Annotated in this window: 30 protein-coding genes and 1 tRNA gene; 18 read left to right on the top strand and 13 right to left on the bottom strand. The window is 67.8% G+C overall.

Going from position 1 to position 23,339, the window contains the following annotated elements:
* The first annotated feature begins 692 nt into the window (after nt 1-692).
* On the top strand, nt 693-962 hold the full coding sequence (locus KBY66_RS10150) for a high light inducible protein (RefSeq protein ID WP_255089270.1): 270 nt from the start codon (nt 693-695) through the stop codon (nt 960-962).
* Between the two features lie 691 nt (nt 963-1,653).
* Here KBY66_RS10150 and KBY66_RS10145 read toward each other — a convergent pair.
* Nucleotides 1,654-1,737 (bottom strand) — tRNA-Leu (locus KBY66_RS10145).
* Between the two features lie 42 nt (nt 1,738-1,779).
* Here KBY66_RS10145 and KBY66_RS10140 point away from each other — a divergent pair.
* From KBY66_RS10140 to feoB, 5 genes are read left to right on the top strand one after another with little or no spacing between them, the layout of a single operon-like run.
* Nucleotides 1,780-2,031 (top strand): NAD(P)H-quinone oxidoreductase subunit L, encoded by a 252-nt coding sequence (locus tag KBY66_RS10140; RefSeq protein ID WP_255089269.1) that lies wholly within the window; start codon nt 1,780-1,782, stop codon nt 2,029-2,031.
* A 4-nt stretch (nt 2,032-2,035) separates the two neighbouring features.
* Nucleotides 2,036-2,371 (top strand): DUF3007 family protein, encoded by a 336-nt coding sequence (locus KBY66_RS10135; RefSeq protein WP_255089268.1) that lies wholly within the window; start codon nt 2,036-2,038, stop codon nt 2,369-2,371.
* Complete coding sequence (trpA, locus tag KBY66_RS10130) at nt 2,368-3,207, top strand: tryptophan synthase subunit alpha (protein ID WP_255089267.1); 840 nt, start codon at nt 2,368-2,370, stop codon at nt 3,205-3,207. Before KBY66_RS10135 ends, trpA begins: the two co-directional genes overlap by 4 nt.
* Nucleotides 3,204-3,842: a DUF938 domain-containing protein gene (locus KBY66_RS10125; protein WP_255089265.1), complete on the top strand. Its 639-nt coding sequence runs from the start codon at nt 3,204-3,206 to the stop codon at nt 3,840-3,842. Before trpA ends, KBY66_RS10125 begins: the two co-directional genes overlap by 4 nt.
* A gap of 46 nt (nt 3,843-3,888) precedes the next feature.
* A complete protein-coding gene (feoB, locus tag KBY66_RS10120) occupies nt 3,889-5,742 on the top strand; it encodes a ferrous iron transport protein B (protein WP_255089264.1) in 1,854 nt (617 codons plus the stop codon).
* A gap of 29 nt (nt 5,743-5,771) precedes the next feature.
* Here feoB and KBY66_RS10115 read toward each other — a convergent pair whose 3' ends face one another.
* Nucleotides 5,772-6,002: a ferrous iron transport protein A gene (locus KBY66_RS10115; protein WP_255089263.1), complete on the bottom strand. Its 231-nt coding sequence runs from the start codon at nt 6,000-6,002 to the stop codon at nt 5,772-5,774.
* A 79-nt stretch (nt 6,003-6,081) separates the two neighbouring features.
* Here KBY66_RS10115 and KBY66_RS10110 point away from each other — a divergent pair, with 79 nt between their 5' ends.
* On the top strand, nt 6,082-6,348 hold the full coding sequence (locus KBY66_RS10110; protein WP_255089262.1) for a YciI family protein: 267 nt from the start codon (nt 6,082-6,084) through the stop codon (nt 6,346-6,348).
* Here the strand turns inward: KBY66_RS10110 and KBY66_RS10105 are convergent.
* The 3 genes from KBY66_RS10105 to KBY66_RS10095 all read right to left on the bottom strand — a co-directional run bounded on the left by KBY66_RS10105 (nt 6,336) and on the right by KBY66_RS10095 (nt 7,507).
* Complete coding sequence (locus KBY66_RS10105) at nt 6,336-6,746, bottom strand: c-type cytochrome (RefSeq protein ID WP_255089261.1); 411 nt, start codon at nt 6,744-6,746, stop codon at nt 6,336-6,338. The two genes, KBY66_RS10110 and KBY66_RS10105, sit on opposite strands and share 13 nt — an antisense overlap.
* Nucleotides 6,743-7,111, bottom strand: coding sequence for an AbrB family transcriptional regulator (locus KBY66_RS10100; RefSeq protein ID WP_255089260.1), 369 nt, complete (start codon nt 7,109-7,111; stop codon nt 6,743-6,745). The genes KBY66_RS10105 and KBY66_RS10100 overlap by 4 nt, the downstream gene beginning before the upstream one ends.
* A gap of 159 nt (nt 7,112-7,270) precedes the next feature.
* Nucleotides 7,271-7,507 carry a DUF3136 domain-containing protein gene (locus KBY66_RS10095; protein ID WP_255089259.1) on the bottom strand — a complete coding sequence of 79 codons (237 nt, stop codon included), beginning with the start codon at nt 7,505-7,507 and terminating at the stop codon, nt 7,271-7,273.
* A 124-nt stretch (nt 7,508-7,631) separates the two neighbouring features.
* On the opposite strand from KBY66_RS10095, the gene KBY66_RS10090 reads away from it, so the two are divergent.
* Together KBY66_RS10090 and KBY66_RS10085 are read left to right on the top strand one after the other, a co-directional pair.
* Nucleotides 7,632-8,135: a GNAT family N-acetyltransferase gene (locus KBY66_RS10090; protein WP_255089258.1), complete on the top strand. Its 504-nt coding sequence runs from the start codon at nt 7,632-7,634 to the stop codon at nt 8,133-8,135.
* Between the two features lie 41 nt (nt 8,136-8,176).
* Nucleotides 8,177-8,701 (top strand): Nif11 domain/cupin domain-containing protein, encoded by a 525-nt coding sequence (locus KBY66_RS10085; protein WP_255089256.1) that lies wholly within the window; start codon nt 8,177-8,179, stop codon nt 8,699-8,701.
* On the opposite strand, the gene KBY66_RS10080 is transcribed toward KBY66_RS10085, so the two are convergent.
* From KBY66_RS10080 to KBY66_RS10060, 5 genes are all read right to left on the bottom strand, one after another.
* A complete protein-coding gene (locus tag KBY66_RS10080; RefSeq protein WP_255089255.1) occupies nt 8,649-9,143 on the bottom strand; it encodes a phosphate-starvation-inducible PsiE family protein in 495 nt (164 codons plus the stop codon). The genes KBY66_RS10085 and KBY66_RS10080 overlap by 53 nt on opposite strands.
* Complete coding sequence (locus KBY66_RS10075) at nt 9,143-9,454, bottom strand: hypothetical protein (RefSeq protein WP_255089254.1); 312 nt, start codon at nt 9,452-9,454, stop codon at nt 9,143-9,145. The genes KBY66_RS10080 and KBY66_RS10075 overlap by 1 nt, the downstream gene beginning before the upstream one ends.
* Before the next feature lie 52 nt (nt 9,455-9,506).
* Complete coding sequence (locus KBY66_RS10070; RefSeq protein WP_255089253.1) at nt 9,507-9,842, bottom strand: hypothetical protein; 336 nt, start codon at nt 9,840-9,842, stop codon at nt 9,507-9,509.
* Complete coding sequence (locus KBY66_RS10065) at nt 9,842-10,252, bottom strand: YkvA family protein (RefSeq protein WP_255089252.1); 411 nt, start codon at nt 10,250-10,252, stop codon at nt 9,842-9,844. The genes KBY66_RS10070 and KBY66_RS10065 overlap by 1 nt, the downstream gene beginning before the upstream one ends.
* Before the next feature lie 95 nt (nt 10,253-10,347).
* A complete protein-coding gene (locus KBY66_RS10060; RefSeq protein WP_255089250.1) occupies nt 10,348-11,271 on the bottom strand; it encodes a sigma-70 family RNA polymerase sigma factor in 924 nt (307 codons plus the stop codon).
* A gap of 199 nt (nt 11,272-11,470) precedes the next feature.
* Between KBY66_RS10060 and KBY66_RS10055 the strand changes: the two genes are divergently transcribed.
* Together KBY66_RS10055 and KBY66_RS10050 are read left to right on the top strand one after the other, a co-directional pair.
* Nucleotides 11,471-11,989 carry a DUF2214 family protein gene (locus KBY66_RS10055; protein WP_255089248.1) on the top strand — a complete coding sequence of 173 codons (519 nt, stop codon included), beginning with the start codon at nt 11,471-11,473 and terminating at the stop codon, nt 11,987-11,989.
* A gap of 1 nt (nt 11,990) precedes the next feature.
* Complete coding sequence (locus KBY66_RS10050; RefSeq protein ID WP_255089245.1) at nt 11,991-12,728, top strand: matrixin family metalloprotease; 738 nt, start codon at nt 11,991-11,993, stop codon at nt 12,726-12,728.
* A 15-nt stretch (nt 12,729-12,743) separates the two neighbouring features.
* Here the strand turns inward: KBY66_RS10050 and hisIE are convergent, their stop codons facing one another.
* Nucleotides 12,744-13,475: a bifunctional phosphoribosyl-AMP cyclohydrolase/phosphoribosyl-ATP diphosphatase HisIE gene (gene hisIE / locus KBY66_RS10045; protein ID WP_255120103.1), complete on the bottom strand. Its 732-nt coding sequence runs from the start codon at nt 13,473-13,475 to the stop codon at nt 12,744-12,746.
* Nucleotides 13,476-13,502: 27 nt separating this feature from the next.
* Between hisIE and KBY66_RS10040 the strand changes: the two genes are divergently transcribed.
* From KBY66_RS10040 to KBY66_RS10015, 6 genes are all read left to right on the top strand, one after another.
* Complete coding sequence (locus KBY66_RS10040) at nt 13,503-14,006, top strand: 6-carboxytetrahydropterin synthase (protein WP_255089244.1); 504 nt, start codon at nt 13,503-13,505, stop codon at nt 14,004-14,006.
* A gap of 2 nt (nt 14,007-14,008) precedes the next feature.
* Nucleotides 14,009-14,968, top strand: a complete 960-nt coding sequence (locus KBY66_RS10035) for a permease (RefSeq protein WP_255089279.1) — start codon at nt 14,009-14,011, stop codon at nt 14,966-14,968.
* A complete protein-coding gene (locus tag KBY66_RS10030; protein WP_255089242.1) occupies nt 14,944-15,648 on the top strand; it encodes a TIGR03943 family putative permease subunit in 705 nt (234 codons plus the stop codon). The genes KBY66_RS10035 and KBY66_RS10030 overlap by 25 nt, the downstream gene beginning before the upstream one ends.
* The gene (locus tag KBY66_RS10025) at nt 15,645-16,988 is read left to right on the top strand and encodes a hypothetical protein (RefSeq protein WP_255089241.1); all 1,344 of its coding nucleotides are present in this window, start codon (nt 15,645-15,647) and stop codon (nt 16,986-16,988) included. Before KBY66_RS10030 ends, KBY66_RS10025 begins: the two co-directional genes overlap by 4 nt.
* Nucleotides 16,989-17,040: 52 nt before the next feature.
* Complete coding sequence (locus tag KBY66_RS10020; protein WP_255089240.1) at nt 17,041-18,336, top strand: hemolysin family protein; 1,296 nt, start codon at nt 17,041-17,043, stop codon at nt 18,334-18,336.
* A gap of 61 nt (nt 18,337-18,397) precedes the next feature.
* The gene (locus KBY66_RS10015) at nt 18,398-18,649 is read left to right on the top strand and encodes a hypothetical protein (protein WP_255089239.1); all 252 of its coding nucleotides are present in this window, start codon (nt 18,398-18,400) and stop codon (nt 18,647-18,649) included.
* Between the two features lie 36 nt (nt 18,650-18,685).
* Here KBY66_RS10015 and KBY66_RS10010 read toward each other — a convergent pair whose 3' ends face one another.
* Together KBY66_RS10010 and KBY66_RS10005 are read right to left on the bottom strand one after the other, a co-directional pair.
* Nucleotides 18,686-19,378, bottom strand: a complete 693-nt coding sequence (locus tag KBY66_RS10010) for a DedA family protein (protein WP_255089238.1) — start codon at nt 19,376-19,378, stop codon at nt 18,686-18,688.
* Nucleotides 19,371-22,133, bottom strand: a complete 2,763-nt coding sequence (locus KBY66_RS10005; protein WP_255089236.1) for a cation-translocating P-type ATPase — start codon at nt 22,131-22,133, stop codon at nt 19,371-19,373. The genes KBY66_RS10010 and KBY66_RS10005 overlap by 8 nt, the downstream gene beginning before the upstream one ends.
* A gap of 44 nt (nt 22,134-22,177) precedes the next feature.
* On the opposite strand from KBY66_RS10005, the gene KBY66_RS10000 reads away from it, so the two are divergent.
* Nucleotides 22,178-23,338, top strand: coding sequence for a cation:proton antiporter (locus KBY66_RS10000; protein WP_255089235.1), 1,161 nt, complete (start codon nt 22,178-22,180; stop codon nt 23,336-23,338).
* Nucleotide 23,339 lies beyond the last annotated feature (1 nt).

The raw sequence follows: 23,339 nt of genomic DNA, 5'->3' as shown, positions 1-23,339 counted from the left end.
GCCGGGAGCGGCTGGAGGAGTTATATCAGAAGGCGACGTAGGTCGTTCCCTTCGTCAAGCAACTCCGTTGATTCATTCTCTGGAGAGTGCTGTAAATACGGCCCGGGTAGCAACTGCTATTCGGGCCACTTTGTTGGTCATATTCATCAAAGTTCACCCCAAGCAGATCTCCATTCACAGAGCCAACCATGGCAAGGCAGCCATTCCAGGCTTCAGCGAAGGCAGCGAAACCAAAATGAGAGGCAGGGGCAGGCAGCGAAGGTCGAGAAGGGTGTCGTGGCTCAGATTCTCGCGGAGAACCGGCAGCCCAGCTGGATTTCACCTTCATCAAGAAGGCGCCCGAGCCTAAGCGCAGTGGCCTCCTCCAACCGGGAGAAGCTGCCTTGCTGATGGGTGAGCCAGGAGAGCTGCCAGGGGGTGATGACCCCGCTGGAGAGGGATTCGAGAAAGAGCTGACCGAAACGTCATGACTTTTGTAACGGAACTCAAGAGCCTGTCTCATCCGTGCCTCCGCTCGTGGTCCTGAACGTCGAAGGGCTTTCCCTGGCCGGGCACCCAGCCCGGCCCTGTTCGCGCTGGGGCCATCCATGGTTTGCCTTAGGGCCCGAACCGCCTGGCCGGGGCGCAGAAGTCACATGCGTCTACATTCCGCAATAATCTGTTACAGTTCTCTCATCCCTCCCGAGTTCCCCATGGCCCAAGCCACCGCCACCGCTCCCAGCGCCCTCGATCGTTCCTCCATCCGCGGCGCCACCGTGACAACCGAAGACGGTGGCCGACTCAATGCCTTCGCCACCGAACCGCGTATGGAAGTGGTGAGTGCCGAGAGCGGCTGGGGCTTCCACGAGCGCGCCGAGAAGCTGAATGGCCGCATGGCCATGCTCGGCTTCATCGCCCTCCTGGCCACTGAGTTCGCCCTGGGCGGCGAAGCCTTCACCCGCGGCCTGCTGGGGATCGGTTGAATCCTCAGGGCCACGAATTGAATTAACCATCTAAAGAGTTTTTTCATGAAAGAATCGCTTTCCCTCAGCCGAGAGTTCTCCGTCGAGGCCCACTCACGGGCGATCGACAGCTGCAACGAACTCGAAGACCTTCGCAAGGTGGCCAAATCCCTCCTGAGGGCATGGCAGCTTCAGGCCATGTTCAGTGAGATGTACGGAGCTCAATCGCTCGGAATCCAGAGGCCTTGAACATTCAGATATGAAGGTGCCATCACACCCTGCTCAGGCCTTTGATCAGGGCTGATTCCAAGGATTGGCACCACTTCCTGGAGGGCTGTTGCGCCAATCCCTCAAAACAGGGAAGGGCTTTGAGCCCCTTCGGAACTGCTGAATCATTTTCCCCAGTCTCTCCGCCAGTTTGCTGGCCTGATAGATGCCCGCCGGGTTCAGCAAGTGGGGTGGAGATCCTCTGACGTTTCCAGCTGTCATCAGAGCTGGGGGAGAGAACCCGTCCGACGTGGGCGCTGACCTGAGGGCACGACTTCAAGAGCGAAGGGATAGCCATGGCCTTGATAGGCACGGATCCGTGACAGAAACCGTGTTCAATCTGTCTCTAACTGGCTATTTCCGTGACCAGAGCGTGACCAGGAGAACTCACAGCGCAAAATGCCTGGATCTTGCAGACGTACTTCCCCGCAGGCGATCTGGGCGATGGGGGCAGGGGGACTTGAACCCCCACAGCCTTGCGGCCTGCGGATTTTAAGTCCGCTGCGTCTACCGGTTCCGCCATGCCCCCGGTCCGCACAGCTTAGATTTCAGCCACCGCGCCTCCAGACCGATGCCTCTGCTCGGGTTGCTCCAGTCCCTCAGTTCCGAATCCCTGCTGGTGATCGGCGCCTACCTGGTGGTGGCCGGGGCTTACCTGGTGGTGATTCCGCTGGCGCTCTACTGGTGGATGAACAAGCGCTGGACGGCGATGGGCAAGCTGGAGCGCCTGGGCGTGTATGGGCTGGTGTTCCTGTTCTTCCCGGGTCTAATCCTGTTCTCCCCCTTCCTGAACCTGCGCCTCTCCGGCCAAGGGGAGGCCTGAGCCGATGACCCGGGGTCAGTCCCTGCTGCTGGGTCTTGGCGTCTTCACCCTCGGCGGCCTGGGCTACTGGGTTTTCCGAGCTGCCGGCCTGGAAGGGCCCTCCGCCGGAATCGCCGCCGAAGCCGTGCTGATCCTGGGTGTGATCGGCTGGACGGGCAGCTACCTCTTCCGGGTGGTGACCGGCAAGATGAGCTTCATGAAACAGCGACGCCAGTACCGCAGCGCCTACGACCAGCAAACCACCGACGCCCTCCAGAAGCAGTTCGACGCCCTCAGCCCCGCAGAGCAGGAAACCCTGCTGCGCGAACTGGGCCAGCCCACCGGCGAGCCGGAGTCGTGAGCCCCTCCGCCATCGGCAACCTGCAGGGAGCTGCCACCGCCATCCAACGGCGGTTCATCACCTTGAAGCAGGGTGGGCGCTGCGCCCTGATGCCCTTTCTGATGGCGGGCGATGCCGATCTCGCCACCACCGGCCGCACCCTGTTGGCGCTCCAGGCCGAAGGTGCCGATGTCATCGAGCTGGGCATTCCCTACAGCGATCCCCTGGCCGATGGACCGGTGATCCAGGCCGCCGCCGCCCGCGCCCTGGCCGCCGGCACCACCCCCGCCAAGGTGCTTGAGCTGCTGGCCAGCCTGCGTGGCCAGCTCACCCTTCCAGTGGTACTGTTCACCTACACCAATCCCCTGCTCAACTGGGGCCTGGAGCCGTTCTGCCACCAGGCCGCCGCCGCCGGTGCCGCCGGCCTGGTGGTTCCCGACCTGCCCCTGGAGGAAGCCGAGCGGCTCTCGCCGATCGCCGCCGCCGAGGGGCTGGATCTGGTGTTGCTGGTGGCCCCCACCACCCCCGCCGCGCGCATGGCCCGGATTGCCGCCGCCAGCCGCGGCTTCACCTACCTGGTCAGCGTCACCGGGGTGACGGGGGTGCGCAGCCAGCTGGCATCCAGGGTGGGCGAACTGGTGGGGCAGCTGAAGGGATTCGGCCCCACGCCGGTGGCGGTGGGCTTCGGCATCTCCAGCCCCGAGCAGGCCCGCCAGGTGCGCGATTGGGGTGCCGACGGCGCCATCGTGGGCAGCGCCCTGGTGAAGCGGATGGCCGCCGCCACGGCGGCAGGAGCCGATCCGGCGGCGGCGGCGGCGGCGTTCTGTGCCGAGCTCCGCCGCGCCATGGACGCTTGATTCCCTATTCCGAAGCCTGCGAACGCAACAAGGGGCCGATCCTGGAGGTGCTGCGCCGCTGGCTCCCCCCCCACGCCCGGGTGCTGGAGGTGGGCTCCGGCAGTGGTCAGCACGCCGTTCACATCTGCGAAAGCCTGCCGGTGCGTTGGCAACCATCGGACCGGCCCGAGTCTCTCGATGGCCTGCAACGTCGCTGGGCCTTGGTGGCCAGGGGCCCAGGGCCGGGCCACCAAGAGCCGCCGATCGAACTGGATGTGCGCCGGCCCGAGCAGTGGCCGGCGGGGCCGCTCGAGGCGGTGTTCAGCGCCAACACGGCCCACATCATGGCCTGGCCGGCCGTGCTGGATCTGCTGGCCGGCAGCGCCAGGGTGCTGGCTGCCAACGGGCTGCTGCTGCTCTACGGCCCCTTCAGCGACGACGGGGTCCACACCAGCGCCAGCAACGAAGCCTTCGATGCCCACCTGCGCAGCCTCGATCCGTCCATGGGTGTGCGCGACGCCCGGCAGCTGGCGCGCGAGGCGGCCGCCGTGGGCCTGGAGACAGCCGCGGATCTGAGCCTGCCGGCCAACAACCGGATGCTGATCTTTCGGCGCCACCGCCTGGACCCCGGGGATCCGCCCACGCCTGCCCAGTGAACCAGCCCCCCAAGCCTCCGTAGCATTGGGGCATGAGCTCCACCCCATGAACCTCCTGGCGCCCGGCTGCCACCGCCCAGCCCCGGCTGGTCCGCTGATGCAGGGGGTGGTGCGCCTCGCCCTGCTGGGCATGCCCAACACCGGCAAGTCCACCCTGTTCAACGCCCTCACCGGCGGCGAGGCCCAGGTGGCCAACTGGCCGGGCCTCACCGTGGAGCTGCTGCGGGGCCCCTTGCCGGCCGATGACCGCGGCCGCCCCTACGAACTGATCGACCTGCCCGGCATCCACGACCTGCTCGGCAGCAGCGAGGACGAGGCGATCGTGCGGCGGTTCCTGGCCGAGAACCCGCCGGATCTGGCGGTGGTGGTGCTCAATGCCAGCCGGGTGGACTGCCAGCTGCGTCTCGCCCTGGAGGTGCTGGCCACCGGCCTGCCGGTGCTGATCGCCCTCAACATGAGCGACGAGGCGGCGCGCTTCGGCGTGCTGGTGGACCAGGCTCGGCTCAGCGAGGAACTGCAACGGCCGGTGCTGGCGATCAGCGCCCGGCGGAACCAGGGGATCGCTGCGCTCCTGGAGCGGATCCACCAGGCCGATCAGATCCACCCAACACCAGTCCTCGCCGCCCCCACCGCCGCGGAGCTCGATCAAAGGCTGCAGGAGCTGACTGAGCGCTGCGTGCTGCTGCCGGAGGGCCTGTTCGATCGGCTCAGCCACCGTCTCGATGGGGTCCTGCTCAATCCCGCCGTGGGGGTGGTGGCTTTCCTGGCCGTGATGCTGGCCATGTTCCAGGTGATCTATGCCGTGGGTGGCCCAATCCAGGAGACGATGGGGCTGGGCTTTGACTGGATCCAGGGGACCCTGCTGGTCCCGGCCCTGGGTGCCTTGGGGCTGCCGGGCTTCCTGGTGGGGCTGGTCAGCGATGGCCTGTGGATGGGGATCACCACAGTGATCAGCTTCATGCCGATCATCTTTCTCTTCTATCTGATGATCGCCCTGATCGAAGACTCGGGCTATCTGGCCCGCTCCGCCTTTCTGATGGATGGGGTGATGCACTGGCTCGGCATGGACGGCCGCTCCTTCGTGCTGCAGATCATGGGCTTCGGCTGCAACGTGCCGGCGATCATGGGCACCCGCGTCATCCGCGATCGCTCCCAGCGGCTGCTGGCCATGCTGGTGATCCCCTTCTCCCTCTGCCAGGCGCGGCTGGCCGTGTTCGTGTTCATGGCCGGGGCCTTCTTTGCCCGGCCCTGGTGGGCCCCGGGCCTGGTGATCTTCGGCTTCTACGTGATGAGCTTCGTGGCGGCGATCCTCACGGCCCTGTTGTTCCGGCACGTGTACCCGAGCCGCGAGGCCTTCGTGCTGGAGCTGCCCCCCTACCGCCTGCCCAGCCTGACCACGATGCTGCGCAAAGCCACCTGGGAGATGAAGAACTTCTTTGTCACCACACGGCAATTCATCATTGTGGGGGTGATCGCAATCTGGCTGCTCAACAACCTGCCCCTCGGCGTGGATCACTTCTCCGGCCAATCCCTGGCCGGCCAGATCGGCAGCCTCTGCCAACCGCTGCTGGGCCCGATCGGCATGAATCCCCAGCTCACCATCTCCCTGATCTTCGGTTTCATCGCCAAGGAGATCCTGCTGGGGGCGATGGCGGTGATCTATGCCACCTCCCAGGCCAACCTCGGTGCCGCGATGGTGGCTTCAATCACCCCCCTGCAGGCGCTGAGCTTCATGATGTTCACCCTCCTCTACACCCCCTGCCTCTCCACCGTGGCGATTCAGCTCAAGGAATCGAAGAGCCAGGCCTTCACCTGGTTGTCGATTGTCTGGTCCCTGGCGCTGGCCTGGGCGATGGCGTTCCTGGTGTATCAGGGAGGCCTGCGGCTGGGGCTGGGCTGAGGGGGCTGGGCTGAGAAAACTGGCTGGGCTCAGGCGGTGATGGGCGCGATCTCCATCTGGGCGGCGTCGCGGCGGCGCAGCATGAACTCCAGCAGACCCACCCGCACGTGCAGGATCCCGCCGGGAAAGCCCCGCCGCACCACCTGGAGCGCAACGCCGGGCTTGACGCCCATGGCCCGCAACCGGTCCTGCAGGGAGGGATCGGCGGGAAAGCTGCGCAGCACCACCAGCTCCCCCACCGCCACGTTGGCCAGGGACATCCGTCCTCCCGATCGTCTGCCAGAACCCTAGGTCGCCCCTTCCAAGGGCTAGTTTCGGGATTCGCTTTCGCCTGTTTCCATGCGCTTCGTTCTGTGGGGCACCTACTGCGACGACGCCATGACGAAGCGGGTGCCCTACCGCGCCGAACACCTCGCCGGGTTGCAACGCCAAAAGGAGGAGGGCGTTCTGATCACCCTCGGCCCCACCGAAGGGAGCACCCATGTCTTCGGGATCTACGAAGCCGAGAGCCGCGCGCAGGTCGAGAGCCTGCTGCATGGGGATGTCTACTGGCGGCAGGGAATCTGGAGCGACCTGAAGGTCTACCCCTGGATTCAGGCCTTCTGACCTGGAGCGGACTGATCGGCAGCAGGCGGGGCCCAGCCGGCCAGGGCCCGCTGCCAGACCCACTCCCCCACCAGCGCTGAGCCATCCTCGCCAAGGACCGTGGCGTAGCCACCCATCTGGCCAATGCCGGCGGCGGCGATCGAGGCGATCAGTTCGGGACCCTCGATGCCGTTGCGTTGCAGGGTGGCCAGCTTCAGGGTCTTGCCGCGGCGCAGGATGTTGCCGCCGTTGATGTGGCAGCCGGCGCAGTGAGCCTCGAAGAGTTGCTCACCGCTGGCGCGTTGATCCGCGCTGGCGCCATAGGCCGAGCGCGGCCAACTCAGCAGCAAGAAAACACCCGCCAGCATGGCAAGCACCAGAAGGCGCCGCCACCAGGGCCGAGGGGAAGCGGCGCTCAAGCGTCGGGGTCGTTGGCGTCGCTGCCCGCAGGGCTCAGACGAATCTGCTTGCGGCCCAGCTTGATCTCGAATTCATCGCCGGGTTGCAGATCGAGCATGGCGGTGTAGGCCTTGCCCACCAGCAGATTGCCGTTGCCCTGCACCGTGGCCACATAACTGAGGCGGCGGCCTCCCTTGCCGATCTTGCTGACGGAGCCGAACTCCACACCCTTGGCTTCCAGCAGGGCTTCATAGAACGCCGTGAAGTTCAGCCGTTCGGACCCATCTTTCTTCCTGGAAACATAGCCACAGCTGCGGACGACTTCTGATTTGCCCGCATCACCCAGTTCCTTGACCTTGGCAAGCAGCTCGGATCCGGTCAGCATGGATTTGGTAGGCAGTGAAGAACGTCGTGGACGAGAAGCCACTCGTTCTCAACAAGCTACACGATTGATACCGTCAGCAGGGATTCGGCAACCGGCCGAACCAAGGGGCCACAGGCGGGCCAACCGGGGGCATCAAGGCATCTGCCCGAAGCTCCAGACTCACTGATCGATCGGAAGCCCGGCCTGGTGGGCCCGCAGGTAACGCTGGTACAGATCCAGCGGTGAGCGGTAACGCTGGGGCAGGCAATCATGCAGGCGCTGCAGATTGTGCCAGCAGTGGGTACGCTCAATTCGCTCCTGGCTGCGTTCATCGGCCACCAACCTCCGCAGGGCCTGGCAGTACGCGGAGTAGCCGGCCTCCAGTTCACCGATCGTGAGTGGCTTCGAATCGGCCATGGTCATGCTCTGCTCAACTCAATCGGCCTCTGTTGACCGTATGCAGGAACCCCTCCACCAGGCGAGCCTATCGGACCATTCGGACCAATCTCGTTTCATTTCTTCGCAGCACCAGCACCCCCCCATGGCCAGGTTGCGGCCCCTCACCACCGGCGACCTCGCCGCGGTGATCGCCGTCTACCGCGACGCGGTGCTTAGCCAGGCGCCCGGGATCTACAGCCACGCCCAGGTGAAGGCCTGGTCCGAGCTGGCCACCAATCGCGCCACCCTGCCGCTGGAACTGGCCCGGGGGGTCGGCAGGGTGAGCCTGGGAGCTCGTGGCGGCACAGGCGAAGCGGCTGGAGGCCCGGCGGCGATCGAAGCCTTCGCCCTGCTCGATCCCGCCGATCGGATCTCACTTCTCTATTGCCGGGGGCGCTCCTGCCGTCAGGGGAGGGGAAGGGCCCTGCTGCAGGCCCTCGAAGCGGTGGCCCGCCAGGCCGGCACCCCACGGTTGCGCACCGCAGCCAGCTTTCTGTCGCGGCCGTTGTTCGAGCGGGAGGGCTGGCAGGTGGACGGCCTGGAAACCCTGCCCCTGGCCGGGGTGATCTTTCACCGCTTTCTGATGTCGAAGCGGCTGGAGGGCTGAGCGGACAGATTGGAGAGCCGTATCTGAACGGAGGAAACCCAATGGCCGAAGAGGATCTGCAGTGCTTCCTGGCCAAGGTGGAGCAACTCAATGCCTTCGTGGCCCTCAGCCGCAGCGATGCCGGTCTCGGCGAGGCCCTGCGCAACTGCGCGGATCACCACAGCGTGGTGGGCCTGGCGCGCCAGCACGGCTTCGAGATCGGCCGCCGCTGGGGGGAAGGCTGCCCTTCTGGGGAAGGCCGCAGGGAGCCTGAAGCGCCCAACCTGCTGGCAAGCCCCTGCCCGGAAGAGGGCCAGGAGCGGACCGAGCGGCTGCTGGAAGCGCCGGGTCTGCTGCTGGAGCGGATCCACTCCTGCGCCTACAGCGGCGGCTGGCAGGAGCAGCCCGGCTCGGAGTGGGTGATGGTGCTGAGCGGCAGCGCCCAGCTTCAGTTCGCCGATGAAGCAAGCCCACGGCAGCTGAGAGAAGGCGACACGGTGTTGATCGCCCCCGGCCGCCGCCACCGGGTGGTCGCTACCGATCCGGCTCCAGGAACGCTCTGGCTGACGCTGACCTGGACGCCTTGAGCGCCTTGAGATCAGCATGGCGCACCAGCCAGTAGCCGGCGGACAGTCCCACCACCATCAGGGCCAGGCCGAAGAGAAGCTCGGGCTTGTTCTCGGCGCCCTGGGGCAGCACGATCACCTTCCGGGCCACGGCGGTGAGGGCCGTGAGCAGCACCAGTTCGATCTGCACCACGTGGCGGCGCAGGTACGCGGTGACGTTCTGGAGCACTTCCAGGGCGATCAGCAGGGTGAGGACATCACCAAGAATCCGGATCATGTCCTCCCCCAGCCAACCGGCGGCAGGGTTGACGACCTCCCCGAGCACCGAGACGACCAGCTGGATGGTGCCGGCCACCACCACGATGAGGATCAGCACGGAGAGCAACTTAGCCAGCTGCCGCTCGAACCGCTCGACCAGGCCGAGAAAGGGCTGATCGGCGAACAAGGCGCGAAACCGGATCATCAATTCTTGAACGGGCTGTAGTCGGGCTTGGCGGGGGTATCGCTCGGAGAGTTCTCGATGGCGGTGTTGCAGGTGACCGACCCATCCGCCGCCGTGACGCAGTTCACCGGCTTGATCCGGGTGGAGGGACCGACGTTGCTGCCGCGCTTGAGCAGGAACGATTCGCTCTGGGCCATCACCGGCAGACCACTCCATACCGCCGCTGTCGCTGCCATCACCAGGGCTGTGGCGGTGGCAGCAGAGCCCGGGCCCCTCCGGCCGGAGGGCAGGAAGGCCGGACTCTCTCGATCGGAGCGCAGTGGGGACGTCATCGGGGTGGCCGCAAGGACGATCACTCTGCCTGCAACGGCCTGGATTTGGAATCTAGGTTTGGCAGCCTTCGCGGATTTCATTGAGCAGGGCATCGAGGTCGAGGTCGAGCTGGGTGAGGGGATCCATTCCAGAACCCTCGCCGTCGGGGGGCGCCTCGGCCCCTTCCTCGCTCTGCCAGAGGGCCTCGATCGCGCAGAGCCGCTCCGCCACCCCCCGCAGGCCCTGCTGGCCATGCAGCCGCTGCAGCTCCTCGAGCAGGACGGGCATCCGAATTGATTCGGTCCGCAGGGCGCGGCGCAGGTCGGCCTGGGTGCGGCCGCTGTGGCGCAGCCAGTCCTTCAGGAAGACCTGCAGCTCTTCGAGCTGTTCGGAGCTCAGCGCGGCCATCAACGGGAGGGGGGGAACCAGCGGTCCAGCTTGCGCCGGGCCCGCAGCTTGATGTCCGGCGTCAGGTGGGTGCCGGTCATGCCGAGCAGGGCGGTGAGCGCCACCAGATCGTCGCTGAAGCCGGCCACCGGAATGAAATCGGGGATCAGGTCGAGCGGCAGCACCAGGTAGGTGAGGGCGGCCAGCACCGTGAAGCGCACCTGGGGAGGCGTGTTGCCATCCAGCAGCAACTCCAGGCACTCGATGGCGGGCAGGGCGATGGCCCGACCGGCGCGGCGCAACAGGCGCTGCAGCAGGCCTTCGTCGACCACTCTGCTCTCGAGCACCTCGGCCTCCAGCGTGGGGCCGTCTTCGGCGGCGGAGCCTGGAGCGCTGGAGGTGGAGTCGAAGGGGATGTCGGAGCTGGCCATGGCCGTTCCACAGCAATGAACGGGTTCATCATCACGGCACGATCCCGGCGGCACAAGTTCGGTTTCAAGGACATCCAGGGACGGAGATCACTCCCCTATACGAGCTCCACCAGGCCGCTCTGGAGGCCGATCTGGCGCATCTTGCGCAGGGCCCGCCCCACCACCTGGCGGCAATACTCCCGGCTGCAGGAGAGCTGCTGGGCCACCTCCGCCAGGGTGCGCCACTGCTGATCCCGATCGAGACCGAAGCGCAGCTCGACCACCGTCCGCTCCTTGGCGGTGAGGTTGGCCTGCTCGAGCAGGGTCCACACCATGCCCCGGCGCTCGGCGAGCTCGGCCCGTTCCAGCGGGGACGCCTCGGGGCTGGGCAGAACGTCGAGCAGATCGGAAGGGTCGGTATCCGCGTTCAGTCCCCCCTGAAGGCTGACGGTGACGCTGCGCCGTTCGCAGCCCTGCAGGGCATCGATCTGGTCCAGGGACAGATCGAGGTGCGTGGCCAGCTCCGTGGCGGTGGCGGGAAGACCCCGGGATTGGAGCAGCTCGGCCCTGGCGGCCCGCAGCTTGGTGAGCTGTTCATTCACATTGACCGGAATCCGAATCGTGCGGCTCTGGGTGGAGAGCGCACGGTTGAGCCCCTGGCGAATCCACCAGTAGGCGTAGGTGCTGAAGCGATGGCCACGGCTGGGGTCGTACTTCTCGACGGCCCGGCAGAGGCCGATCGTGCCCTCCTGGATCAGATCCAGCAGGTCCAGCCCCTTGCCCTGGTAACGCTTGGCCATGGCCACCACCAGCCGCAGATTGGCGACGATCATCCGCTGCTTGGCCTGCTCGCCGAGGCGAATCCGGCGACGCTCCAGATCGGAGAAGGAACAAGCGCTTGACTCGCCTCCGCCCAGGCGGCAGCGGTCGTTGAGGGCCACCATCTTTTGAACAGTTCGGCCAAGGGTAAGTTCCTGAACGGGGGAGAGCAGGGGATATCGGCCGATTTCACCGAGATAGGCACTGAGTGAACTGACCACTGGCCTATTTCCTATGTTCGGAGCCACTCTAAGAAAGAAAATCAGGGATCCTGAAATCAGCAGAATGTCTACCGGAGATCGATAGGGTTATTCCCTTTTTTGATCCCCTTTGGTGCTAGTCGGCACATCCACGCACCTGGTTTGGCCCAGCGGGCTCGCTACGGTCTGGCCAGCAACCCTGCCCACGGCCCCTGCAGCAATGGCTCCCTTCACCGCTCTTACGGCCCTGGCTTCCCCGGGATTCGTGTTCCCCACCGGCGTGCTGCCCAGCGCGGTGGTGGCCTACGTGCACTACCTCAGCTTCATGGTCTGCTTCGGCGCCCTGGTGCTGGAGCGGCGCCTGATCAAGGCCAACCCGGCCAAGGGGGAGGCCACCTTGATGGTGATCACCGATGTGGTGTACGGGATCGCCGCCCTCGCCGTGCTGCTCAGCGGCATCCTGCGGGTGCTCCACTACGGCCAGGGCAGTGGCTTCTACACCGAAAACCCCCTGTTCTGGTGGAAAGTGGGGGTGTACCTGGCGGTGGGAGCGCTTTCGCTTTACCCCACGGTCACCTACATCCTCTGGGCGATTCCCCTGCGCAAGGGGGAGCTGCCCGAGGTGAGTGAGGCCCTGGCGGGCCGGCTGCGCTGGGTACTGAACATCGAGCTGGCCGGCTTCGCCACCATCCCCCTGCTGGCCACCCTGATGGCGCGGGGTGTGGGCCTGCCGGCCTGAGATGGGTGCCCGGTTGGCCGCCCGGCTGCTGGCCCTTCCCCTGCTGGCCGTGGCCCTTCCCCTGCTGGCTGACCCTGGCCGAGCCGTCGAGGTCTGCCCCCTCGCCCAGACAAGCCGGCCCTGGGTGGGCTCAGGCAGGGGCTCTGCACCCCCCCGGGAGACGCTGCCGGCCGAGGCTCCATCTGGCGACTACCGCCAGGTCCTCGAACCCAGCGCCGCTGGCTGGCCGGTGCTCCCCCAGTGGTGCGTCTGGGTGGAGCCAGTGAGCCTGGAGGGCCCCGCCGCCCGCTTCCAGCTGCTGTGGCTCCAGGCGGTGGAGGCTGCCCTGGGGCAGTGGCAGGACCATCTCCCCCTGAAGCGGGTGGAGGATCCCCAGCGGGCCCAGGTGCTGGTGCGTCGCCAACGGCCGCCCCGGCTTCAGCAGGCCGCAGGCCAGGCCCGGGCGAGCCACGGCCGAGCCAGCCTCAGCCTGCAGGACACCGAGCGCCTGGGGGTTTGGCGGCTGGAGCCGCGGGTGGAGGTGTTGATCAGCCCGGAACAACGCCGCGCCGCGATCGAGGCCACGGCCCTGCACGAACTCGGCCACGCCTTCGGGCTCTGGGGCCACAGCCCCGACCCGGCCGATGTGATGGCGGCGGTGCCGGGGGCCGAACCGGTGCTGCGGCTGAGCCCCCGCGACCTGGCCACCCTCCGCTGGCTCTACAGCAAACCCAGCCCGTTCGGCTCGCCTCCGCCCTGAATGGACAGGCTGGAGTTAAGCGGATTCCGCCGGATTCCGCCGCGGAGCCCCGCGCCGCGCCGCCAGCACCTCCAGCACCTGGCGCCAGGCCACGCCGTGGTGGGCCAGGGCCACCTGCAGGTGAAAGATCAGATCGGCCGCCTCGCCGGCGATGGCGGTGGGATCCTCGTCTTTGCAAGCCATCACGAACTCCACGCTCTCCTCGCCGATCTTCTTGAGGATGGCGTTGTCGCCCCCGGCCAGCAGTTTGTTGGTGTAGCTGCCGGGCTCGGGCCGATCGCGGCGGCCGGCGATCAGCCGGGCCAGTTCGCTGCAGGCATCGGCCGGCGGCGACAGGGCGGCGCCGCCGCCCTCACTGGCGCGGGGGCCAGCCTCGTAGAAGCAGCTGCGGGCGCCGGTGTGGCAGGCCACGTCGCCGATCTGCTCGACGCTGAGCAACAGCACGTCGGCGTCGCAGTCGTAGCGGAGGCCCCTGAGGCGCTGGAAGTGGCCGCTGGTGGCCCCCTTGTGCCAGAGCTCCTGGCGGGAGCGGCTCCAGTAATGGACCTCGCCGGAGGCGAGGCTGTGCTCGATCGCTTCCCGGTTCATCCAGGCCACCATCAACACGGCCCCGTCCAGCCAGTCCTGGGCGATGGCGGGGATCAGACCGGCGGCATCGAACCGCAGGGTCGCGATCAGCTCCGCTGGCGGCAGATCCCCGGCGGCGGTGCTGGGGAGCTGAAATGATGCCTCCAAGGCCTGCGTCATGCGGCTGCTGCGATCCTCCCCCATCCCATGACGGCAGCTCCAGCGGCGGCCTACACCTGCTCCAAATCCTTCGGCGGCTACCCCTGCTGCCACCGGCAATGGCGCCACAGCGGCCACTGCCGCTTCCTTCACGGCTACAGCCGCCAATTCACCTGCTGGTTCCTGGCCCAGCGGCTCGATGCCAACGGCTTCGTGGTGGATTTCTCCGGCCTGCGGCCCCTGGAGGCCCAGCTGGCGGAGCAGTTCGATCACACCGTGCTGGTCAACGCTGACGACCCCCTGCTGGGCGACTGGCAGGCCCTGCACGAACGGGAGGCCCTTGATCTGCGGGTGATGGCCAACGTGGGCATGGAGGGCAGCGCCGCCTGGGTGTGGGAGCGGGCCAATGCCCTGTTGCAGAGCCGGGAGGGCGGCCGCAGCTGTTGCTGGAAGGTGGAGGCGCGCGAGAACGAGAAGAACGCCGCCTGCTTCGAGGCGATCCCGGCCTGGTTCGAGGCTGGCGGTGGCACAACCAGCCGGCCAGCATCGTGAACCTGGAGCGCCTCGCCACCACCTGGGCCCTGTTCCAGGCCTTGCTGGTGGAGGCGATGCCGTTCCTGCTGATCGGAGTAGCCATCTCCAGCCTGGCCCGCTGGCTCAGCCCCGGCGGGGCGTGGGTGCGCAAGCTGCCGGCCAATCCGCTGTTGGGGCCGCTCACCGGCGCCGCCCTCGGCTTCGCCCTGCCGGCCTGTGAGTGCGGCAACGTGCCGGTGGCGCGGCGGCTGCTGGCCAGCGGGGCTCCCCTGGCCACGGCGCTGGGCTTTCTGTTCGCGGCGCCGGTGCTCAATCCGATCGTGCTGGCCAGCACCTGGGCCGCCTTCCCCGACCAGCCCTGGCTGCTGGCGGCCCGGCCGCTCGGGGCCCTGGTGATCGCCCTGGCGCTGGCCACCCTGCTGGGCCGGCTGCCGGAGGCCCGACTGCTGACCCCGGCCCTGCTGGAGGAGCGGCGGCTCAGCCAGCCACTCAGCCGGGTGTCGTTGCTGGAGCGACGCAGCGGCCTGATCGGCGGCGGCTCGGCTCCCGAACCACCCGCCCTGCCCCCCCGGCGGCCGCCCCTGGCGGAGGTGCTGGGCCATGGCAGCACGGAGTTCCTCGATCTGGCCCTGCTGCTGGTGCTGGGCTGCGCCATTGCCGCCCTGGTGCAGACCGCGGTGCCGCGGGCCTGGCTGCTGGCGGTGGGGGGCGCCCCCACCCTCTCGATCTTCAGCCTGATGCTGCTGAGCCTGGTGGTGTCGGTGTGCTCGAGCGTGGATGCGTTTCTGGCCCTGGGTTTCGCCGCCCAGGTCACCCCCGGCGCCCTGCTGGCCTTCCTGCTGCTGGGCCCGGTGATGGACCTCAAGCTGGTGGGTCTGTTCGGCGTTCTCTTCCAGCCCCGCGCCATCCTGCTCACGGCGGTGGCCGCCGGCCTGGTGGTGCTGTTGATCGGCCAATGGGTGAACCTGGTGCTGCTGTGAAACGGGATGGGGCTCTGCGGGCCCTGGGGCTGGGCCTCTGGGGGGTGGTGCTTCTGCAGAGCGCCGTGAGCGGTCGGCTCGACCTGCTGTTGCGCGCCGTCTTTCATCCGCTGGTGTGGGGAGGGGGGTTGGTGCTGCTGGCCCTGGCCGCGCTGGAGCTGCGCTGGAGTGCCCGTGCCAACGGTCGCCTCGCGCCGCGCCAGAGGGCCGGCCTGCTGCTGGGCTGCGCCGCCGCCGTGGCGGTCCTGCTGCTGCCGCCCCGTCCTTCGTTCGCCGATCTGTCCGCCAACCGGAGCCGGGAGCTGCTGGAGGAGCCGGCCCTCAACTTTGTGCTGCCGCCCGGCCAGCGCAGCCTCACCGAGTGGGTGCGGTTGCTGCGCAGCGAACCCGATCCCAAACTGCACAACGGCGACCCGGTGCGGATCAGCGGCTTCGTGCTGCCGGTGCCCGGCGATCGCCCCCAGCTCGCCCGGCTGCTGGTGCGCTGCTGCCTGGTGGATGCCACGCCGGTGGGGTTGCCGGTGCTCTGGCCCGCCGGCCAGCCGGTACCCAAGGCGGATCAGTGGCTGGAGCTGAGGGGCGTGATGGCCAGCGAACGGTTCGAGGACGGCCTGCGCAGTGTGGTGAAGCCCACCCTCATGCGGCCCATCCCGCGGCCCGAGCGCCCGCTGGAACCATGAACGGCCTGGGGGTGACGCTGCTGGCGGGGCTGGGCCTGGCCGTGCTCCAGCAGCAGCTGTTGCTTCACAGGCCGCCCAGGCTGCTGGAGTTGCGGCAGGCGGCGGCCAGCTCAGGACCGGCCGCCCTCAGCCTGCGCTTCAGCCGGCCCCTAGAGCCGGCCAGCGTGGCGGCCGCCACGACCCTCGAGCCGGCGCTGCCCTTCGAGGTGCAGGGCAGCGGCAACCCGCTGCTGCTGCTGCCCAAGGCAGGCGAGCGGATCGTGGCGCCCCTGCTGCTGCGGCTGGGCGGCCAGGACCGCCGCGGCCTGGCCCTGACCGCCGGCGAGCGCCATTGGGACCCCCGCCCCCACCTGCTGGCAGTGGTGCCGGTGGCGGGCGGTGAGCAGCTTCAGGTGCGTCAGCACGACGGCCACTGGAAGGCGCTGACCCCGGAGTGGACGTCGATTCCGATGGTCCAGCCCCTGGGGGATGGCGCCGGCGTGGGGCTGGTGAGCCGCAACGGCCAGGGCGATCACCAGGTGTGGCGGCTGGGGCTGCGCACCCGCAACCTCAGCCGCACGGCGGCCGGACTCGGCATGGTGGAGCGCCAGAGGCTGGAGAAGCTCAGCGCCGAGCCGCTCTTGTTCGCCCAGTTGAGCAGCAACCGGTCCGGCGACCTGCTGGTTCAGTCATCCCCCCGCCCGCCCGGCCGGGCCAGCACGGTGCTGTGGCGCCGCGGCGGTGGGCGTCAGACCCTGGCCCTGGAGGCCAGCGGCCGGATCTCCCTGCTGCCCCAGGGGGGAGCGGTGATCGTGCCGGAGATCGAGGGGCTGTCGCTGCGCACCCTGCCGCCCCAGCCGGCGCGGCGGCAGGTGCTGCCGGGCAGCCGCGATCTGAGCAGCTTCTGCCCGGTGGCGGGGCGGGCCCTGCTGGTGCGCCACTGGCCCGATTTCCGCCGTTCCCTGGAGCTGGTGGAACCCGGCCAGGCGCCAAGAACGCTCTGGCTGGGCAGCGCCGGCCTGGTCGCCAGCGCCTGCTCCCGGGGCGGTGAGCGGGTCTGGGCGCTGCTGATCGAGGGGATCAACCAACCCCGGCTGGTGCTGCTCAGCCTGGATCGGCGCGGCAAGTTGCTGCAACGGCGCGAGCTGGCAGGCTGGGAGCTGGAGCCGGGCACCGGCCTGCACTACGACCCCACCGGCGACCGATTGCTGCTGGCCCTGCGCCCACTGGCTGTAACCACAACCGGCGCAGCCCGGCCGCAGCGCCAGGAGGCCAGAGCCGCCCTGATCGATGCCACCAGCCTCCGGCTCACCCTGCTGGAGCAGCCGGTGCGGCAGGTGAGCTGGCTGGTGGCGGGCTGAGATCTGATCCAGCCAGTAGATTGACCACTCTGATTCAACCTGCCTCCCCTGCTTGGCGCTGGAGATCCTCTTCATCCTGCTGCTGATCGTCGCCAACGGGATCTTCTCTGGCTCTGAGATCGCCGTCGTCTCCGCCCGCAAGGTGCGGCTGCAGCAGTTGGCGGAGAAGGGCAGCCGGCCCGCTCGCCTCGCCCTTCGCCTGGCGGAGTCGCCGAACGATTTCCTCTCCACGGTGCAGATCGGCATCACCCTGATCGGTGTGCTGAGCGGCGCCGTTGCCGGGGCCACGGTGGCTCGGCAACTCCAACCGGTCTTCGATGGCATCCCGGCGCTTCAGCCCATCAGCGAAGGGTTGAGCGTCACCCTGGTGGTGGCCCTGATCACCTACCTCTCCCTGGTGATCGGCGAGCTGGTGCCCAAGCGCATCGCCCTGGCCAACCCGGAGCAGATCGCCTGCCGCATTGCCCCCGCCATGCGCGCCCTCTCCAGGCTGTGCACCCCCGCCGTGCGCCTGCTGGGCGCCTCCACCGACACCCTGCTGAGGCTCCTGAACGTGGCTGCCAGCGACGAACCCGAGATCACCGAGGAGGAGATCAAGGCCCTGATCCGCCAGGGCGCCGATTCCGGTGTGTTTGAGGAAAGCGAGCACGACATGGTGCAGCGGGTGCTGCGCCTGGGGGATCGATCGATCAAAACGATGATGACCCCCCGCACCGAGATCCGCTGGCTGGATCTGGAGGTCTCAGAAGAGGAGAACCTCGCCGAGGTGAAGGAATCCAACCACTCCCGTTTTCCGGTCGGTCGCGGCAGCCTCGACGACTGCATCGGCATCGTGCGGGTGCGCAGCCTGCTCACCGCCCAGCTTGGCAGCGAACCCCTTGATCTCGAAGCGCTCTGCCAGCCTCCGCTCTATGTGGCGGAGTCCACCCGTTCGCTCTCCGTGCTGGAGCAATTCAAGCGCACCGGCATCCACATTGCCCTCGTCACCGATGAGTTTGGAGGGGTGGAGGGCCTGGTGACGCTCAACGACCTGATGGAAGGGATCGTCGGGGATCTTCCTGCCCTGGAGGACGACGAGGAGCCCTCCTTTGTGATCCGCGAGGACGGCACCTGGCTGGTGGATGGCAGCCTCGACATCAACGACTTCGATGATCGGATCGGCACCAGATTGCTCGGCACAGGCGAGCAGAGGGCGTACCACAACCTGGCGGGCTTCATGATTCATGCCCTCGAGCGCATCCCCAAGGCTTCCGACCACTTCGACTGGCAGGGATATCGCTTCGAGGTGATGGACATGGACAGCAACCGTGTCGACAAAATCCTGGTGACGCCTCCCTCCCTGCGGTAGCTGTTGCTGCTGCAGCTGAGGCGATTCAGCCGCCAGAGTTAAATGTTGTGCTGGGCGTTCCATGACCTGCCAACGCTGCGGCTGCCGAATGATCAGCAAGGCGAAGCTGGGCATCGCCGGCATGATCTGCGTGGATTGCGGCCATCCTGTCGTCGATGACCGGAACAACCAAGGACAGGGCGGCTGGCTGACCAGAATCGCCGTGGTGCTGGGCCTGTTGATGCTCGCCGGGCTTCAAGCCATGGGAGGCCTCACTGCCTTCAGCGAGCATGGCAGTGATCGTCCCCTGACGGAAACCACCGAAACGGAGTGATCCATACGCTGCTGGCGAGCTCAGCCTCGGGGATGGTCAGGGCAGGCGCCGTCGCCCGATGGCACGGGCCCCGATCCAGATCGCGGCGGTGGCGATGAGCAGGAGCAGAAGGTTGCGCAGGATCGTGCCCAAGGGCTGCAGCCAAACGAGAATCTGCCGGTAGTTGGAGCCCAGCAGGAGGCCCGCCGTCACGAGCGCCAGGATCCAGAGCAGGCTTCCGGCACTGGTCCAGAGCAGAAACGACCGTTGCGGCATCAGCTCAATGCCGGCCGGGATCGACACGAACGGCCGGATGCCGGGGACCAGCCGGCCCCAGAACACCACCGCCGCGCCATGGCGCGCAAACCAGCGGCGGCTGACCGCCAGATCAGCGGGCTTGAGGCCAAGCCAGCGGCCATGGCGACCCACCAGATCTTCGAGCCGTTCCTCATTGACCAGCCGACCGATCCCGTACCAGAACCAGGCCCCGAGCACGGTGCCGATCAGGGCGGCGACCACAACGGGAACGAACTGAAGCTTGCCCTGCTGCACCAGAAAGCCACTCAGGGGCATCACCAGCTCTGACGGAATCGGCGGCACCATGTTCTCAAGGAGCAGGGCCAGGCCGATCAGCACATAACCCTGCAGGGGATTGCTCTCCACCGCGTCGCTGATCAGGTTGAGCAATGATTCGGCCCAGTGCTCGAACCCAACTGTGGGGGAAAGGGAGCCGACCAGCAGTTCAGGCATCGGCATGGGCCCGGCGGCGCCACAGCCGCCACACCTTCTCCAGCTCCAGGTAAACGAAGAACAGCAGGCTGAACCCAATACAGATGGCCAGCTCTTGCAGGCTCAGCGGCGTGGTCTCGAAGAAGTTCGACAACACGGGCACGTAGAGCAGGGCCATCTGCAGGGCGGAGGTGAGCACCACAGCCCCGATCAGCCAGGGGTTGGAGAACGGATTCACCTGCACCAGGGGCAGATCACTGCGGGCGGCCAGGGCATGGCCCATCTGGGCCAGGCAGAGCGTGGTGAACACCATCGTCTGCCACGGAGCCCCGGCCCGGAAGGCATAGACCATCAACACGATCGTGATCACCGCGAACACCACACCGATGCGCAGGATGTAACTGCCGATTCCCCGCGCGAAGATCGACTCCCCGGGTTCGGCCGGTGGCCGTTGCATCAGACCCTCCTCGCCGGGCTCCAGGGCCAGGGCCAGGGCGGGCACACCGTCGGTCACCAGGTTCATCCAGAGGATCTGGAGCGGGGAGAGGGGGGAGCCCACCAGGCCGAGCAGCGGCGCCGAGGCGATCGTGATCAGCTCGCCGACATTGCTCCCGAGGATGTACTTCACGAAGCGGCGGATGTTTGCGTACACCAGCCGACCTTCCTCAACCGCGTTGACGATCGTGGCGAAGTTGTCGTCGAGCAGAACCATGTCGGAGGCTTCCTTGCTCACCTCCGTGCCGGTGATGCCCATCGCCACGCCGATGTGGGCCTGCTTGAGGGCAGGGGCGTCGTTGACGCCGTCGCCGGTCATCGCCACCACCTGGCCGTTGGCCTGCAGCGCCTTGACGATCCTCAGCTTCTGCTCGGGCGGCACCCGGGCATAGACGCTGCAGCGGCTGACCACTTGCTGAAGACGGCTGTCGTCGCACTGCTCCAGCTCCCGGCCCAGCAACACCTCCGCGTCAGCGTCCACCAGGCCGATGTTCTGGCCGATGGCCCGGGCGGTGAGGGGATGGTCGCCGGTGATCATCACCGGCCGGATGCCGGCCTCACGGCAGCGGGCCACGGCCACGGCCACCTCCGGCCGGGCCGGATCGAGCTGGGCCATCAGCCCCAGCAGCACCTGGTGATCCAGCAACTGTTCCGGGCTGGTGTGGTGGGGGGCGCAGGCGAAGGCGAGCACCCGCAGGCCGGAGGCGGCGAGGCTCCGCCCCTGCTCCACCCACCACTGCCGCTGGGAATCGCTGAGCCCCTCAACACCGGCGCCCCCGACCCAGCGGTCGCAGCTGCCGAGGATCACCTCCGGGGCCCCCTTGGTGATCAGCAGGGTGTGGGAACCAGTCGCCACGTCCCCGAGGGGGAGTTGGAGGGTGCCTTCGCTGTCTTGCACCCACACCGCCATCAGCTGGCGCTCCGAGCTGAAGGGAATTTCGGCCGTTCGCTTGTACTGGCTGCGCAGGGCGAAGCCATCCAGCTGGGCCTTGCCGGCGGCCACCACCAGGGCACCTTCGGTGGGATCACCCAGCACATCCCAGCTGCCGTCCTCCGCTTTCTTGAGCTCGGCGTCGCTGCAGAGCAAGCCGGCCGAGAGCAGCAGGTCCCTGGCTCCCGTGGTGATTCCCGCCGCCGCTCCCTCGGGGGGAGCGAGCTCTGCGGCGGTGAAGGAGCCATGGGGGTCGTAGCCCTGGCCGCTGACGGCGATCGACTGGCTGCCGCAGCGCAGCTCCTCCACCACCTGGCGGTTCAAGGTGAGGGTGCCGGTCTTGTCGGTGCAGATCACCGTCACCGAGCCGAGGGCCTCCACCGCCGGCAGCCGGCGGATCAGGGCGGCCCGCTGCACCATGCGCTGGGTGCCGATCGCCAGGGTCACGGTGATCACGGCCGGCAGGCCCTCCGGCACGATTGCCACCGCCATGCTGAGCGCCACCTCCAGCAGGCCCAGCAGTGGCTGGCCCAGCAGCCAGCCGCCCAGCACCACCAGGGCCACCAGCACCAGCGCTGAAACCACAAGAACATTGGCCAGGCCATCGAGCCGTTCCTGCAGCGGGGTGGTTTCACCCCCGGCGTTGTTGATCAGCTCGGCGATCTGGCCCAGCTCCGTGCCCATGCCGGTGGCGGTCACCACCGCCGTGCCCCGCCCCCGCACCACCTCGGTGCCCTGGAAAACACAGTTCTGCCTCTCCAGCACAGGCATGGAGGCCTCCAGCACCAGATCCGCCTTCTTGAACACGGCCTCGGCCTCGCCGGTGAGGGCCGCCTCACGCAGGCCCAGCTCGGCCACCTCCAGCAACCGGGCGTCGGCGGGCACCCGATCCCCCGCCTCCAGGCGGATCAGATCGCCGGGCACCAGCTCCTCGCTCGAGATCCGATCCCAATGGCCGTCACGACGCACGGTGACCAGGGGCTGGGCCATTTCGCGCAGGGCCAGCAGGGCGGTCTGGGCACGGCTTTCCTGGATGTAGCCCAGCAGGGCGTTCAACCCCACGATCAGCACGATGGCGATCGCGTCCTTCGGGAAGCGCTGGGCCTGGAAGGCGATGGCGGCCGAAACGGCGGCCACGGCCAGCAGCATGATCAGCATCACGTTGCTGAGCTGGTCCCAGAGGATGCGCAGGTTGCTGCGGCCTGGCGCCAGCTCCAGCTTGTTCGGCCCCAACCGGGCGAGCCGCTCGGCGGTCTGGGCGGTGCTAAGGCCGTCGGCGCTGGCCTCAAGCTCTCGGAGGCAGTCCTGGGGCGTGTGGCTGTGCCAGGCGGGTGAAACAGGGCGGCTCAACGGCTGATCGCTCAAATCCCGAAAACCTTAATGTCTGCCAAAAAATGCCGACGCTGCTCACCACCCTGCTGATCCTGCTCACGGGGGTGTTGATCGCCCGCGTGTCAGCCGGTCGGCTGGTGGCGTGGGCCGTGCCAGCGATCGTGCTTGAGCTGCTGGTGGGGTTCATCCTCGGCAACACGGTGTTGCCGTTTGCCGCCATCAAGCCGCTCAGCGGGCTCACCGAGCTGGGGGTGCTGACCCTCTTCTTTCAGGTGGGGCTGGAGGTGCGGGGCGATCTGCTGGCCTCGCGGCGCAACGCCATCCTGCGCACGGTGGCGATCAGCTTCCTGGCTCCCCTGCTGGCCTACTGGCCCCTGCGCCAGGGGTTTGGGATGGCCGCGCCTGAAACCCTGCTCTGCCTGGCAGTCCTCAGCGCCACCGGAACGGGGGTGACCCTGCGGGTGCTGGCCCTGGGGAATGCTCTCCAGACCCCCTCGGGCCGCCTCCTGGTGGGAGTCTCGGTGCTCGACGACCTGCCGGCGATCGCGCTCCTGTCGGTGGCGATGGCCAGCGCAGGGCAGCCGATGGGAGGAGCGGGCCTGGCAGGACCCGGACCGCTGCTGGGTCTCGCCCTGGCGGCCCTGATCTCCCTGGCCGTCGGGCTGTGGGCGCGTCACCGGCCAGAGCGGCCCACCACCCCCCTGGCGATCCTGATCGTATTGATCGCCTCCTCGTGGCTGGGGGAGGCCAGTGGCCTCACTTCCCTGTTGGGCGCCCTCTGGGGTGGAATCCTGCTGGGTCGCCTGAGTCCGCCCGAAGCGGACGTCTCCCGCACCCTCTCGGTGCTCTCGGATGTCTTCCTGCCCCTGTTCTTCATCAGCGTGGGGATGCGGATCTCGGTGGGCACGCTGCTGGAGCCGGCCGCCTGGAGCCTGGCGGCGGCCCTGGTGGTGATGGCGGTGTTCAGCAAGCTGCTCTGCGGCCTCGGGATCACGGCGGCCGATCGCGCCGCCGGTGTCGACCGCTGGCTGGTGGTGTTCGGGTTGGTCCCCCGGGGCTTGCCTGGCCTGGTGTTCGCCACCACGGCGCTGGGCGCCGGGGTGATCAACCCGACCCAGTTCTCCGCCCTGGTGATCATGGTGACCGCGACCACGGTGCTCGGCCTGCTGCTGCTGGAGCGGCGGCTGGCTGAGCGTTCGCGAGCCATGCTGATCAAGCCCTAGG

This window comes from Synechococcus sp. Tobar12-5m-g, assembly GCF_024345415.1.
Lineage (GTDB): Bacteria > Cyanobacteriota > Cyanobacteriia > PCC-6307 > Cyanobiaceae > Regnicoccus.
Note: the sequence above shows the minus strand (reverse complement) of the source record. Positions and strands in the feature narration are given on the sequence as shown.

Excerpts from the sequence above, each read along its gene's own strand:
- KBY66_RS10150 (WP_255089270.1), top strand. The coding sequence starts at position 693 with ATGGCCCAAGCCACCGCCACCGCTCCCAGCGCCCTCGATCGTTCCTCC.
- KBY66_RS10140 (WP_255089269.1), top strand. The coding sequence starts at position 1,780 with ATGCCTCTGCTCGGGTTGCTCCAGTCCCTCAGTTCCGAATCCCTGCTG.
- KBY66_RS10135 (WP_255089268.1), top strand. The coding sequence starts at position 2,036 with ATGACCCGGGGTCAGTCCCTGCTGCTGGGTCTTGGCGTCTTCACCCTC.
- feoB (WP_255089264.1), top strand. The coding sequence starts at position 3,889 with ATGAACCTCCTGGCGCCCGGCTGCCACCGCCCAGCCCCGGCTGGTCCG.
- KBY66_RS10115 (WP_255089263.1), bottom strand. The coding sequence starts at position 6,002 with ATGTCCCTGGCCAACGTGGCGGTGGGGGAGCTGGTGGTGCTGCGCAGC.
- KBY66_RS10110 (WP_255089262.1), top strand. The coding sequence starts at position 6,082 with ATGCGCTTCGTTCTGTGGGGCACCTACTGCGACGACGCCATGACGAAG.
- KBY66_RS10100 (WP_255089260.1), bottom strand. The coding sequence starts at position 7,111 with ATGCTGACCGGATCCGAGCTGCTTGCCAAGGTCAAGGAACTGGGTGAT.
- KBY66_RS10095 (WP_255089259.1), bottom strand. The coding sequence starts at position 7,507 with ATGGCCGATTCGAAGCCACTCACGATCGGTGAACTGGAGGCCGGCTAC.
- KBY66_RS10090 (WP_255089258.1), top strand. The coding sequence starts at position 7,632 with ATGGCCAGGTTGCGGCCCCTCACCACCGGCGACCTCGCCGCGGTGATC.
- KBY66_RS10085 (WP_255089256.1), top strand. The coding sequence starts at position 8,177 with ATGGCCGAAGAGGATCTGCAGTGCTTCCTGGCCAAGGTGGAGCAACTC.
- KBY66_RS10080 (WP_255089255.1), bottom strand. The coding sequence starts at position 9,143 with ATGATCCGGTTTCGCGCCTTGTTCGCCGATCAGCCCTTTCTCGGCCTG.
- KBY66_RS10075 (WP_255089254.1), bottom strand. The coding sequence starts at position 9,454 with ATGACGTCCCCACTGCGCTCCGATCGAGAGAGTCCGGCCTTCCTGCCC.
- KBY66_RS10070 (WP_255089253.1), bottom strand. The coding sequence starts at position 9,842 with ATGGCCGCGCTGAGCTCCGAACAGCTCGAAGAGCTGCAGGTCTTCCTG.
- KBY66_RS10065 (WP_255089252.1), bottom strand. The coding sequence starts at position 10,252 with ATGGCCAGCTCCGACATCCCCTTCGACTCCACCTCCAGCGCTCCAGGC.
- KBY66_RS10055 (WP_255089248.1), top strand. The coding sequence starts at position 11,471 with ATGGCTCCCTTCACCGCTCTTACGGCCCTGGCTTCCCCGGGATTCGTG.
- KBY66_RS10050 (WP_255089245.1), top strand. The coding sequence starts at position 11,991 with ATGGGTGCCCGGTTGGCCGCCCGGCTGCTGGCCCTTCCCCTGCTGGCC.
- hisIE (WP_255120103.1), bottom strand. The coding sequence starts at position 13,475 with ATGACGCAGGCCTTGGAGGCATCATTTCAGCTCCCCAGCACCGCCGCC.
- KBY66_RS10040 (WP_255089244.1), top strand. The coding sequence starts at position 13,503 with ATGACGGCAGCTCCAGCGGCGGCCTACACCTGCTCCAAATCCTTCGGC.
- KBY66_RS10030 (WP_255089242.1), top strand. The coding sequence starts at position 14,944 with ATGGGTGAACCTGGTGCTGCTGTGAAACGGGATGGGGCTCTGCGGGCC.
- KBY66_RS10025 (WP_255089241.1), top strand. The coding sequence starts at position 15,645 with ATGAACGGCCTGGGGGTGACGCTGCTGGCGGGGCTGGGCCTGGCCGTG.
- KBY66_RS10015 (WP_255089239.1), top strand. The coding sequence starts at position 18,398 with ATGACCTGCCAACGCTGCGGCTGCCGAATGATCAGCAAGGCGAAGCTG.
- KBY66_RS10010 (WP_255089238.1), bottom strand. The coding sequence starts at position 19,378 with ATGCCTGAACTGCTGGTCGGCTCCCTTTCCCCCACAGTTGGGTTCGAG.
- KBY66_RS10000 (WP_255089235.1), top strand. The coding sequence starts at position 22,178 with ATGCCGACGCTGCTCACCACCCTGCTGATCCTGCTCACGGGGGTGTTG.